12 protein-coding genes are annotated in these 11,681 nt (G+C 69.9%); 7 read left to right on the top strand and 5 right to left on the bottom strand.

Translation table 11 applies throughout. The features are described 5' to 3' along the window. Positions 1–42: 42 nt before the first annotated feature. From BM249_RS10670 to BM249_RS10685, 4 genes are all read right to left on the bottom strand, one after another. Positions 43–798, bottom strand: a complete 756-nt coding sequence (locus BM249_RS10670) for a F0F1 ATP synthase subunit A (RefSeq protein ID WP_091971734.1) — start codon at positions 796–798, stop codon at positions 43–45. A 71-nt stretch (positions 799–869) separates the two neighbouring features. Next, entirely contained in the window at positions 870–1,253 is a 384-nt protein-coding gene (locus tag BM249_RS10675) for an AtpZ/AtpI family protein (protein ID WP_091971736.1), read from the bottom strand. A 173-nt stretch (positions 1,254–1,426) separates the two neighbouring features. Then, the gene (locus tag BM249_RS10680; protein WP_091971737.1) at positions 1,427–2,083 is read right to left on the bottom strand and encodes a DsbA family protein; all 657 of its coding nucleotides are present in this window, start codon (positions 2,081–2,083) and stop codon (positions 1,427–1,429) included. A 235-nt stretch (positions 2,084–2,318) separates the two neighbouring features. Beyond that, positions 2,319–2,816 (bottom strand): DUF721 domain-containing protein, encoded by a 498-nt coding sequence (locus BM249_RS10685; protein ID WP_091971738.1) that lies wholly within the window; start codon positions 2,814–2,816, stop codon positions 2,319–2,321. Between the two features lie 150 nt (positions 2,817–2,966). On the opposite strand from BM249_RS10685, the gene mutY reads away from it, so the two are divergent. Continuing rightward, positions 2,967–4,268, top strand: coding sequence for an A/G-specific adenine glycosylase (gene mutY / locus BM249_RS10690; protein ID WP_244528689.1), 1,302 nt, complete (start codon positions 2,967–2,969; stop codon positions 4,266–4,268). 222 nt (positions 4,269–4,490) lie between these two features. Here mutY and BM249_RS10695 read toward each other — a convergent pair whose 3' ends face one another. Beyond that, positions 4,491–5,600 (bottom strand): site-specific DNA-methyltransferase, encoded by a 1,110-nt coding sequence (locus tag BM249_RS10695; protein ID WP_091971881.1) that lies wholly within the window; start codon positions 5,598–5,600, stop codon positions 4,491–4,493. A 659-nt stretch (positions 5,601–6,259) separates the two neighbouring features. Between BM249_RS10695 and BM249_RS10700 the strand changes: the two genes are divergently transcribed. The 6 genes from BM249_RS10700 to BM249_RS10725 all read left to right on the top strand — a co-directional run bounded on the left by BM249_RS10700 (position 6,260) and on the right by BM249_RS10725 (position 11,681). Continuing rightward, the gene (locus tag BM249_RS10700; protein WP_091971742.1) at positions 6,260–6,607 is read left to right on the top strand and encodes a septal ring lytic transglycosylase RlpA family protein; all 348 of its coding nucleotides are present in this window, start codon (positions 6,260–6,262) and stop codon (positions 6,605–6,607) included. 97 nt (positions 6,608–6,704) lie between these two features. Beyond that, positions 6,705–7,019, top strand: a complete 315-nt coding sequence (locus BM249_RS10705; protein WP_091971744.1) for a polyhydroxyalkanoic acid system family protein — start codon at positions 6,705–6,707, stop codon at positions 7,017–7,019. A 94-nt stretch (positions 7,020–7,113) separates the two neighbouring features. Continuing rightward, positions 7,114–7,338, top strand: a complete 225-nt coding sequence (locus BM249_RS10710) for a hypothetical protein (protein WP_091971746.1) — start codon at positions 7,114–7,116, stop codon at positions 7,336–7,338. Between the two features lie 63 nt (positions 7,339–7,401). Continuing rightward, positions 7,402–9,228, top strand: coding sequence for an ABC-F family ATP-binding cassette domain-containing protein (locus tag BM249_RS10715; RefSeq protein WP_091971748.1), 1,827 nt, complete (start codon positions 7,402–7,404; stop codon positions 9,226–9,228). Positions 9,229–9,442: 214 nt separating this feature from the next. After that, positions 9,443–11,407 (top strand): hypothetical protein, encoded by a 1,965-nt coding sequence (locus BM249_RS10720; RefSeq protein ID WP_244528690.1) that lies wholly within the window; start codon positions 9,443–9,445, stop codon positions 11,405–11,407. 10 nt (positions 11,408–11,417) lie between these two features. Further along, positions 11,418–11,681, top strand: a complete 264-nt coding sequence (locus BM249_RS10725; RefSeq protein WP_091971750.1) for a hypothetical protein — start codon at positions 11,418–11,420, stop codon at positions 11,679–11,681.

Raw genomic sequence — 11,681 nt, forward strand, 5'->3', positions numbered from 1 at the left:
ACGGAAGGGGGCGGGTCCCGACCTGGGCCGGGACGACCCGGCCTAGTGGCCGGGATGCAGCGCGTCGCTGAGGTAGATCGAAGCGAGCGTGGCGAAGACGTAGGCCTGCAGACCGGCCACGAGGAACTCGAGGGCCGTGACGGCGACGCTGAGCGCCAGCGGCAGGGGCGAGATCGCGCCCCAGGCTCCGGCGGCGAGGAGCGCCGGAACGAAGCCCGCGAAGATCTTCAGGGCGATGTGGCCGGCGAGCACGTTGGCGAAGAGACGCACCGCGAGGCTGATGGGGCGCGAGATGAACGACACGATCTCGATGGCGACGATCATCGGCATCAGCCACCCGGGCACGCCCGACGGGACGAACACCTTCAGGAACTTCGTGCCGTGGGCCATGAAGCCGTACACGATCACGGTGCCGATCACGAGGAGCGCCAGGGCGAAGGTGACGATGATGTGGCTCGTCACCGCGAAGGCATACGGGATCATGCCGAGCATGTTCAGCACGAGCACGAACATGAACAGCGAGAAGATCAGCGGCATGAACCGCTCGGAGCCGTGCCCCGCGGACTGGCGCAGGGTCGAACCGATGAACTCGTAGAAGATCTCGGCCAGGGACTGCATCCGGCCCGGCACCACCGAGCGCTGCGCCGTCGCCACCACGGTGATCAGTGCGATGATCCCGACGGCGGCGAACATGTACAGGGCCGATTGCGTGAACGCGATCTCCTGATTGCCGATATGCCCGAACGAGACGAGCGGCTTAAGCTCGAACTGGTGGATCGGATCCATCTTTACGGCCATTGCCGCTCCCGTCCTTCTAGAAACCCCGGACCCGCGGGGTCCGCCACCAAATCCGCGCGAGCGGCATGTCTTCAGGACCGTTTGCGGTCCCGTTCCTGCGTCGGTGCCTTCGGGAGAGCCCCCGAGACACGCATGACGTTGTAGACCCCGGTGAGGAAGCCCAGCATCAGCAGGACGATCAGGCCCCAGGGTTTCGTCCCCAGGAAATGATCGGCCATCCAGCCGAGAATGCCCCCCGCCAGGACGCCGGCGATGAACTCCGTCGAGAGTCGCATCGCCTGGCCGAGAGGAGAGGGCCCGGTCGAAGAACCGGAACGCGGCGCCGAACCGGACGGGGCACTGGGCCGCTTCCGTTCGATCTGCGTCTCGAGACGTTTGAGCCTCTGGGAGAGGTCATCGTCCCGCGCTTGCTCCCCACCGTTTCCGCGCCCGTCCCCTGTGCCGTTGCCGCTCATGATCGCGAAAACTCACATTGGCGAGAGCGAGGGAACCGGTCGGGACGCCTCCTTCAAGCGGGCGGCAACATAGTTTCGCCCACCTTGAGTGTCAAGGCGACCCCGATACCGCCTAACCCCTTGCTCTCACTCGAAAAATCAACGTTTCGCCCGCATATCGCAAAAGCGATGCGTCAGGTGCCGAGAATCGGCTTGATGACCTTCTCCATGCCCTCGATGGACATCTCGCCGGTGTAGCGTTCGCCGTTGATGAAGAAGGTCGGGGTGGAATCGACCTTGAAGGTCTCCATGCCCTTCTGCTTCACGGCGTTGATCGCCGAGTAGAGCTTCTGGTCCTTCAGGCAGCTCTCGAACTTGTCCTTCGAGTAGCCGGCCTGGCGCAGCATCTGCTCCAGGGCATCCACGGGCGATTGCGGCTTCTGCACGTAGGCCCAGGCAGCCTGCTGGTCGAACAGCAGATCGGTGATGGGATAATATTTCGCGTCCCCATCGCAGCGCGCCAGCATGAACGCGGCGGTAGCCAGGGGATCGAGGGGAAATTCGCGCAGGGTGAAGCGCACCTTGCCGGTGTCGATGTAGCGCTCCTTGAGGAGCGGATACGTCGTGCGGTGGAAGGCGGCGCAGTGCGAACAGGTCATCGAGGCGTACTCGATGATCGTGACCTTGGCGTCCTTCGGCCCGAGCCAGACGTCGCCCAGGGGGCCGGGCTCCATGAGGGTCGAGAGGTTCGCCGATCCTTGGGCGAGGGCCTCCAGGGTGAACCGGGGCAGGAGGGCCGCCGCGCCGAGGGCGAGGCCGGTGGCTTTGATGGCGTCGCGCCGGGTGATCATGGCTGTGACAGACTCCGCTTGCGGACCGACGTAGCGTCTGGCGCCTGCGGTAGATTTTCCGACGCCTCCTGACAAGGCGGGTGGGCGTTCCGTCGGCCTCAATCGCCGGCGCTCGCCTCCGCGAGTTTAGGCTTTCGCTTCGCTCGATGTCTTTCAGGACCCGGTCCTGAAAGACCCGGTTCGCGCGGCGCTCTTCGCGCCGCGAAGCCGATCAATCGGCTTCGAAACCATGGCATTAACGCCTTGGCGCGGCCTTCGGCACCGTGGCGACCACCGCCGTGCCGAGGCGGTCGAGGGCCTCGCGCAGGCCCTCGTCGCCGATGGCCCGCACGGCGAGCGCCACTTCGCCGCGGCGAACGGGGTCGACCACGGGCGGCGCCGCTTTCCGGCCGATGCGGTCGACCCGGCCCTGGCGCAGAACGATCTTGGCGACGCAGGCCCAGCCGTAATGGGCGTTGATGCGCTGGATCACCACGGGGGCGAGGTGCTGGAGTTCGAGGGCGAACACGCCCTCCACCCGCACCACCAGGGTGCCGGGATCGGGCCGGCCCTCCTCTTCGCGCCGGCGCCGGCGCGGCCATTCGAGCTTGGACGGCTGGCAATAGCGGGCGAGGCGCTCGCCGACGATCTCCGGCCAGGCGGCGAGGATGTCCGTCGAGGCGAAGCCCTGCGCGGCGAAGGCCGGCCCGATGCAGGCATCGAGGAGTTCGGCCAGGGGCTTCACCCGCGCCATGCGCAACCGTCCCCAATCCTCGAAAAAAACCGATCCGTCCCGTATCGCCCGCGAATGGTTAGCACGGCGTTGCGCGCGGGAGGGAGCCCCCGGTTGGACGCGTCCGCCCGGCGGGGTAAGGACGGGGCTTCCTCGCCAGTGCCGAGCCCCGTGACCGACGCACCTCTCCCGAGCCCCCGGGCGGACGATCTGCTGGCCTGGTACGACCGGCACCGCCGGGTCCTGCCCTGGCGCGCCCTGCCGGGCGAGGTGCCCGATCCGTACCGGGTCTGGCTCTCCGAGGTGATGCTGCAGCAGACCACCATCGCGGCGGTCAAACCCTATTTTCACAAGTTCCTTGAGCGATTCCCGAGCGTCGAGGCCCTGGCGGCGGCGCCGGAAGAGGCGGTGATGGCGGCCTGGGCCGGGCTCGGCTATTATTCCCGCGCCCGCAATCTGCACGCCTGCGCCAAGGCCGTGGCGGCCATGGGCGCGTTTCCCGACACCCTCGTGGGCTTGCGCAAGCTGCCGGGGGTCGGTGCCTACACGGCCGGCGCCATCGCGGCCATCGCGTTCGATCGCCCCGAGGCGGCCGTCGACGGCAATGTCGAGCGGGTGATGACCCGGCTCCATGCCATCGAGACCCTGATGCCCGCCGCCCGTGCCGAGGTCCGGGTGGTGACGCAGGATCTGGTGCCCCGCGACCGGCCCGGCGACTTCGCGCAGGCCGTGATGGATCTCGGCGCCACGATCTGCACGCCGAAGCGCCCGGCCTGCGCCCTGTGCCCGTGGCTGGCCCCGTGCCGCGCCCGCGCCGCCGGCACCCAGGAGACGTTTCCGCGCAAGCTGAAGGCCGTGAAGGGAACGCTGCGCAAGGGCGCGGCCTTCGTCGCCGTGCGGGCCGGCGACGAGGCGATTCTCCTGCGCACCCGCCCGCCCGAGGGCCTACTCGGCGCCATGGCGGAGCCGCCCATGAGCCCGTGGGAGCCGGATTACGACCCCGCCCAGGCCCTCCTCGACGCGCCGTTCGACGCGCGCTGGAAACGCCTGCCGGGCCTCGTCCGCCACGGCTTCACGCATTTCCCCCTGGAACTGACGGTGTTTTTCGCCCGCGTGGCCCTGAGTACGTCAGCTCCAACCGGCATGCGGTTCACGCCGAAGCGGGATCTCGACAACGAACCCCTGCCGGGGGTGATGAAGAAGGTCCTGGCCCATGCCTTCGACCCGAAGCCCGAGCCGGTGAAGCGCGGCCGCCCGAAGGCCCTGCGGGCGATTCCCGACACGCCCCTCTTCGCCGAACCCGAGGAGGAGGCCCCGCCACCCCCGCCGAGCTTTCGCCCCGTGCCGAAGCCGGCCCCGCGCGTGGCCGCGCCGCCGCCAACGGACGACGGGGAGGGGTTCTTCGGGGAGATGGAGGAGACGGCCCCGCCGGAGGCACCGCGCAAGCGCGGGCGACCGAAGACGCGAAGATAGAAGAGATGATCCCCGCTCCGGGCGGGACCATCGCGAATCGTGCGCGAGTCCTCGCCCCGCTTGCGGGAAGAGGGTTCGGGCGCGGACGGACGGCTTAGCCTTCGGGGCCGTCCGGCTCGGCCGGCGGTGAGCTTAGTGTCTCTCACAAAACTCCCGTAGCGCCGTCGAGCCCAAGGCAAGAGCCGACCGTGATCGGGAGTTTTGTGAGGCACTCTTAAAAACTCAGGCCGCCGAGCCCATGGCCGCGCGCATCAGCCCGCGAAACACGTCGATCACCACGGGCTTGCCGTCCCGCGTCGCGTGCCAGAAATCCCAGCCGTTGCAGGCGGGAAGCCCCTGAACCAGGGCACCGATCTTGTGGATCGAGCCGGATGCCGGCCCGACCATGAGGGTGCCGTCGGGGCGGACCACGGCCGAATGCCGGCCGCGCGCATCCGTGAGGATCTCGCCGGCCCGGATGTGCCCGGCCTCCAGCACGCTCAGGAAGGCGACGCGGGGCTCGGCGCGCTTCGTCGGCGCCACCATGAGAGCGGCTTGCGACAGGGGTTCGATCGAATCGATGCGGGCCCGCGCCGCGTCGGCATAGACCGTCTCGCGCTCGATGCCGATGAAACGGCGGCCCAGGCGCTTGGCCACCGCCCCGGTGGTGCCGGTGCCGAAGAACGGATCGAGGATCACGTCGCCGGGATTCGTCGCCGACAGGATCGTGCGGGCGAGCAGGGCCTCGGGCTTCTGGGTCGGGTGTACCTTCTGGCCGTCGGCGCCCTTCAGGCGCTCATCGCCGGTGCAGAGGGGAATGAACCAGTCCGAGCGCATCTGCACGTCGTCGTTGCCGCCCTTCAGCGCCTCGTAGTGAAAGGTGTAGCCCTTCGATTCCGCCGAGCGCGAGGCCCAGATCAGGGTCTCGTGGGCGTTGGTGAAGCGCTTGCCCCGGAAGTTCGGCATCGGGTTGGCTTTCCGCCACACGATGTCGTTGAGGATCCAGAACCCGAGGTCCTGCAGCGCTCCGCCAACGCGAAAGATGTTGTGGTAGGAGCCGATCACCCACAGGGTCGCGTTCGGCTTCATCACCCGGCGGGCGGCGGTGAGCCAGGCGCGGGTGAAGGCGTCGTATTGAGCGAAACTCGAGAACTGGTCCCAGGCATCGTCGACGGCATCGACACGGCTCTGGTCGGGACGCAGGAGCGAGCCCTCGCCGAGCTGGAGGTTGTAGGGCGGATCGGCGAACACGCAATCGACGCTGCCGGCCGGCAGGGCGTTCATGGCGTCGATGCAATCCCCGACGAGAATCTCGTCGAGGGGAAGACGGGAAGCGGCGGGTACGAGACCCATCCGCGGCGCCGACACGGGCCGCCCGGGACGCGAGACACTTTTCCGGGCGGCGGTGCCGGCAACCGCGGTACGCAGGGAAGCCATGGCAAACACCGGTTACGCGACTGACAAGGCGGACCATGGAGCCGTTAACGTAAAGGCCGGGTTGCCGGGTTGGGAGCAATGTGTCTCAAATTGGGGCTGCAGTTTTTGCCGAGCGCCGTATCGCTTCCTGCCGAGGCGATATCTTCCGACTAGGCAAGACGTTCTTACCGCTCACCTTGGTTTGACCCGACACAAGACTAAGGACGGGCTGCTCCGCTCCCACGGACCGCAATGGCCCCCTTCGGCTCGAAGCGAAACCCTGTCGGGTCGCGGTAGGAAAATTCTTCCTTTTTCCCCTCGTTCGGCTTTGAACATGCCTGGGCTTCGCGAGACGCAGGGCGGTTTTCTTCTCCCGAGGCACGCCCGGCCGGACATCTTCCGAAATCAGTATTCGCGACCGCGCGGCAAAGTTTCACGAACCACCGGCTACCACGCAAATACATCTCAAGACCAAATTTACGATTTTGTCGGCTTTAGCCTTAAATGAGGCAACATTCGCCTCATTTCATCCGGTCTCATTTTGGCCCCGTTCCGCTTCATTTTGCCGGCCGTCCGAAACAACCGAGCAAGATCGAATGAATATCAAGCCTGTTCGTGTGGCCGCCCTCCTCGTTGGAACCGTCGTGACCCTCGCCAGCCTGCCCGCCGCCGCCCAGAGCGGCGCGGCCTCCTGGTACGGAAGCGGTCGCAAGACGGCCAACGGCGAGCGGTTCAACCCGAACGGAATGACGGCGGCCCATCGCAGCTTGCCCTTCGGCACCCGGGTGCGGGTGGAGAACAAGCGCAACGGCCGCTCCGTGGTGGTGCGGATCAATGATCGGGGCCCGTTCGTGCGCGGCCGGATCATCGATCTCGCCCGGGGCCCGGCCCGGGCCATCGGCCTCGGCGGCGTGACCCGCGTGGCCCTCAGCGTGGTCCACTGACGCGATCCTGAAAAGAAGCCGATCCACGGCCGCCGGCGTTGTCTCGCCGGCGGCTATCCCCATTTCCAACGTCGGACCAACCCCGCGCAGGACCCCGATGCCCAAGCCCCTCATCGTCGAAATCCCGCATGAACTCGGCCTCGCCGAGGCCCGCCGGCGCATCGCCGACGGTCTCGAACAGGCTCAGGGCATGCTCGGCAAGACCGGCATCGCCGTCGACCGGATGACCTGGACCGACGACCGCCTCGACTTCGCCATGGCGGCCATGGGCCAGAAGGTCGACGGGCAGGTGGACGTGGGTCCCCAGACCGTGCGGGTCGAGGTGCGGCTCCCCCTGCTGCTGGCCCTGTTCGCCGAGCGCATCCAGAAGAAGGTCGGCCAGGAGGGCAATCTGCTCCTCACGAAGAAGTAGGGTTTCGTCCGAGGCGAAGGAGGCCCGGTGCGGCAGCGGACGGAACCGTTGCGTCGGGCACCCGTTGCCAAGCCCCGACCTTTCGCGAGGCCCCATGTCGAATCCCGGCTCCCCGATCCCCGAAGCGCCCGTGCCCGAGACGCCCTATGAGGCGCCGCAGACGCCGCCGCCCGGCCCCGATCTGCCCGAGCCGGAATTTCCGGGCCGCTCCCCAACGGAGGCCCCCGACGTGACGCCGGCCGAGATTCCGGTGAACGATCCGGGCATCGGCCCCGATGTCGGTCCGGCTCCGACGGGACCGGCCAATCCCGTGATGTGAGCCGCACGCCCCGGCGCCCGGAACCATTTGTTCGCGGGCGCCGGCACTGCCATAAGCCCGGCCATGGCCGCTCCTCCGCTCCTCACCCTTCAAGACGTCGCCCTCACGTTCGGCGGCACGCCGCTCATCGAGCGGGCCGAGCTCGCGATCTCGCCGGGCGAACGCACCTGCCTCGTCGGCCGCAACGGCTCGGGCAAATCGACCCTGATGAAGATCGCCGCCGGTCTGGTGGAGCCCGACAAGGGCGTGCGCTTCGTCCAGCCCGGCACCACCATCCGGTATCTCGCCCAGGAGCCGGATTTTTCGGGGTTCGACACCACCCTCGCATTCGTCGAGGCCGGTCTCACCCACGGCGACGACGCCTACCGCGCCCGCTACCTGCTGGAGAGCCTCGGGATGACCGGGGCGGAGGACCCGACGCGGCTGTCGGGCGGCGAGGGGCGGCGCGTGGCCCTCGCCCAGGCGCTCGCGCCCGAGCCCGACGTGCTGCTCCTCGACGAGCCCACCAACCACCTCGACCTGCCGGCCATCGAGTGGCTGGAATCCGAGCTGAAGAGCGTGCGCGGCGCCCTCGTGCTCATCTCCCACGACCGGCGCTTCCTCTCGGCCCTGTCGAAGACGACCGTGTGGCTCGACCGCGGCATCACCCGGCGGATCGAGCAGGGGTTCTCCACCTTCGAGGCGTGGCGCGACGCGTTCTTCGAGGAGGAGGAGCGCGACCGGCACAAGCTGGAGCGCAAGATCGCCGACGAGGAGCATTGGCTGCGCTACGGCGTGACGGCGCGGCGCAAGCGCAACGTCCGGCGCCTCGGCAATCTCCAGCAATTGCGCAAGGACCGGCGCGAGGACCGCCGGCCCGTGGGCACCGCCACCATGAGCTCGACGGAGGCCGACCCGTCCGGCGCCCTCGTGGTTGAGGCCAAGGGCGCCACGAAGGCCTACGGGACCCGCACCATCGTGGACGACCTGTCGATCCGGGTGATGCGCGGCGACCGCCTCGGCATCGTCGGGCCGAACGGCGCGGGCAAGACCACCCTCATCAACCTCCTGACCGGCCAGCAGCCACCGGATGCCGGCACCATCGCGCTCGGCACCAACCTCAAGATGATGCTCCTCGATCAGACCCGCGCGGTGCTGGAACCGTCGATGACCGTGCGGGACGTGCTCACGGGCGGCAGCGGCGATTCCGTGATCGTGGGCGGCGTGAGCCGCCACGTCATCGGCTACATGAAGGACTTCCTGTTCACGCCCGAGCAGGCCCGCACCCCCGTGAGCGTGCTCTCGGGCGGCGAGCGCAACCGCCTGCTCATCGCTCGGGCGCTCGCGCAGCCCGCCAACCTCCTCGTCCTCGACGAGCCGACCAACGACCTCGACCTCGAGACCCTCGACCTGCTGCAGGAGATGCTCACCGACTATTCCGGCACCCTGATCCTCGTGAGCCACGACCGCGACTTCCTCGACCGGGTGGTGGGCAGCGTGCTGGTGAGCGAGGGCGAGGGCGTCTGGGTCGAGTATGCGGGCGGCTACACCGACATGATCGCCCAGCGCGGCCAGGGCGTTCAGGCCCGCACCGTCGCGTCCGCCTCCCGCGCCGCGCCGCGCAAGGCCGAGGGGGCAAAGGAGGCGGCCAGGCCCGAGGCGAGCAAGCCCGAGCCCGCAAAGGGCAAGCTCGGGTTCAAGGACCAGCACGAGCTCAAAACCTTGCCGGATCGGATGAAGAAGCTCGAATCCGACATCGCCAAGCTGCGCGAGGTGCTCGCCGACCCGCAGCTCTACGCCCGTGACCCGGCCCGCTTCGCCAAGGCCTCGGCCCTCCTGGGCGAAGCCGAGACCCAGCTCGCCGCCGCCGAGGACCGCTGGCTCGAACTCGAGATGCTGCGCGACGCCTGACGCCTTCATGATGCCGTGATGGCCGTGTGCTGTCCTTCGGATCACACGATCGGGGACGCGGCGACCGCTGGGGCGCCGGGCTCCCTCTCCTGAAGCGGGAGGGGGCCCGCGCTCACCATGAGAACGGTCAGTCGGGGTGCCTGCGAGGCGCGGTGATCCACGTCGGGTGCCGCCCCCTCATCCACAACCTCCACCACCGGGAGCCGATCTGCCCTTGATCCACGCGCTCTCCTCCGCCCTCCGCCGCTTCGGCTGGATCGTCGGCCTGCCGGGCGTCGCCGTGCTGGTCGGCGTTGCCGTGCCCCTCGTCACGCCGCCCCTCGAAGCGCATCTCGACGCCGAGGCCGACCGGGTGGCGCGGGAGACGGCGCCGGCGGGGGCCGAGCCCTGGCTGCGGGCGACGGCGCGGGGCCGCGACCTTGCGGTCTCGGGCGAGGCGCCCGATGCCGCCGCGCGGGACGCCGCCCTCGCGCGCCTCGCCGCCCTGCCGGGCCTGCGCCGGATCGACGGCACCCTAAGCCTCGTCGAGACCGCCGCGCCCTTCGTCTGGACGGCGACGCGCACACGGGCCGACCGCATCGACCTCACGGGCCACCGTCCGGCCGAGATCGGCCCGCGCGCCCTGACGCAAGCCCTGACCGCGATCCTCCCCCCCGGCACCCGCATCGTCGATGGCACCCATGCCGCCTACGGCGCCCCGGCGGACTTCAAGGAGGCCGCGACGGACGCGGTCCTGGCGCTCCGTGCCCTTCAGCCGGGGGCGCGGGCCGAGCTCGCCGACACGAAGCTGTCCGTCCGGGGCGAGGCGGCCTCGACGGCGGAGGAAGCGGCCCTGCGCACGGCGCTCGCGACGCCGCCGACGGGGTTCACCCTCGGCACCATCGAGATCCTGCCGGCACGGGTCCCGGATTTCAGCTTCGCCATCCTGCGGGCGCCCGGCGGCGGCATCGGCCTCACCGGCTACGTCGCGTCGGAAAGCGCCCGCGCGGCGCTCAAGGCCGGTGCCACCGAGATCGCCGAGGGCGCCGGGTTCCTCGACGAGACCCGCACGGCGCGGGGCCTCGACCCGCGGATCGATCCGGCCGGGCTCGGCGCCTTCATGCTTCGTCTCGCCGCCCTGATCCAGGACGGGCGGGTCGCCTTCGCGCAGGGCGCCGTGACGGTGATGGGCGTCGCCCTCGACGGACAGGCGCCGGGGGAGATCGCCGCCCTTCTGCGGGACGCCCGTCCCGCCGGGGTCGAGGCCGGTCCGGTGCGGATCGAGACACGGCCGCTCTCGCCCTACCGCGTCCAGCTGCGGCGCGAGGCCGACAGCGTCACCCTCGGCGGACACCTGCCCGACGCCGCCACCCGCGACCGCATCCTCGCGACCCTGCGGCCCAGATTCTTCCACGAGCGGATCGTCGACCGCACGCGTCTCGCCGAGGGCGCGCCCGCCGGCCTGACGGAGGCCCTGGAGGCGGGCGCCGAGGCCCTGTCGGTGATGGCGCGCGGCGAGGTCAGGGTCGCCGACCGCAGCCTCACGCTGACCGGCGACAGCCTCTATCCGGAAGCCGCGCGGCGTCTGGAAGGAAGCCTGCCCCGCGCGCTGCCGGCCGGCTGGCAGGCCACGGCGGCCGTCGCCGTGCCGGGCGTCGCCGTGCCTCCGAGCGAGGCGGAATGCCGGGCGCGGTTCGCCGCCCTCGAACCGCCGAAAGCCCTGGCGTTTTCCCCCGGCAGCGCCACGGTGACGGCCCCGCTCTATCCGCTCCTCGACGGTGTGGCGGCCTGGGCCAAGGCGTGCCCTTTGGGCCGCGTCGCCGTGGCGGGGCACCTTGACCCGGCCGCGACCGCCCCCGCCCCGAAACCCACCGTCGACACCGCCGTGGACAGCACGGCCTCCGTCGAGAAGGCGCCCGAAGCCAAGGCGACCGCGACGAAGCCCTCGGAGGCCAAGGCCAAGCCAGGTCAAACGAAGCCCGGCCCGACAAAGCCAAGTCAAGGGAAGCCCGGCCCCGCCGCCAAGCCCGAGAAGCCGGCGGCCGAAGCACCACCCGAACCCGAGCCCGATCTGCCGCGCCAACGTGCCCTGGCCCTGGCCGAGTACCTGCTCGAGGCCGGCCTCCCGCCCGACCGGATCGCCACCGATCCGGCCGCCCGCGCCCCCGCCGAGGGCATCGGTCTGGCGCTCCGCCCATGAGGAACGCCGCGTGATCGCCTTGCTGACGCTGATCGGGTCGGCCCTGGTGCTCGGCCTCCTGCTGGGGGTGGCGGTGGGTCGCCTCGCCGGCCTTCCACGAACGCGTCTGGCGGCCGCGTCCGCCTTCGCCCTGGTCCTCGCGGTGGCCGTCGCCGGCGGGCTGAGTGTCGCCGGTCTCGTGCCGGGCCAGCCGGGCCTGTGGATCGAGATCACCGCCCTGGTGCTGGGCGCCTACCTCATCGGCGCCGGCTTTGGGGCCATGTCCGTCCGGTGA

The organism is Methylobacterium gossipiicola (genome assembly GCF_900113485.1).
In the GTDB taxonomy this organism is placed as follows: Bacteria; Pseudomonadota; Alphaproteobacteria; order Rhizobiales; family Beijerinckiaceae; genus Methylobacterium; species Methylobacterium gossipiicola.

What these genes read in the sequence shown, in the direction of transcription:
- BM249_RS10675 (WP_091971736.1), bottom strand. Translation starts at nt 1,253, where the DNA reads ATGAGCGGCAACGGCACAGGGGACGGGCGCGGAAACGGTGGGGAGCAA.
- BM249_RS10670 (WP_091971734.1), bottom strand. Translation starts at nt 798, where the DNA reads ATGGCCGTAAAGATGGATCCGATCCACCAGTTCGAGCTTAAGCCGCTC.
- BM249_RS10685 (WP_091971738.1), bottom strand. Translation starts at nt 2,816, where the DNA reads ATGGCGCGGGTGAAGCCCCTGGCCGAACTCCTCGATGCCTGCATCGGG.
- BM249_RS10695 (WP_091971881.1), bottom strand. Translation starts at nt 5,600, where the DNA reads ATGGGTCTCGTACCCGCCGCTTCCCGTCTTCCCCTCGACGAGATTCTC.
- BM249_RS10710 (WP_091971746.1), top strand. Translation starts at nt 7,114, where the DNA reads ATGTCGAATCCCGGCTCCCCGATCCCCGAAGCGCCCGTGCCCGAGACG.
- BM249_RS10705 (WP_091971744.1), top strand. Translation starts at nt 6,705, where the DNA reads ATGCCCAAGCCCCTCATCGTCGAAATCCCGCATGAACTCGGCCTCGCC.
- BM249_RS10700 (WP_091971742.1), top strand. Translation starts at nt 6,260, where the DNA reads ATGAATATCAAGCCTGTTCGTGTGGCCGCCCTCCTCGTTGGAACCGTC.
- BM249_RS10680 (WP_091971737.1), bottom strand. Translation starts at nt 2,083, where the DNA reads ATGATCACCCGGCGCGACGCCATCAAAGCCACCGGCCTCGCCCTCGGC.
- BM249_RS10715 (WP_091971748.1), top strand. Translation starts at nt 7,402, where the DNA reads ATGGCCGCTCCTCCGCTCCTCACCCTTCAAGACGTCGCCCTCACGTTC.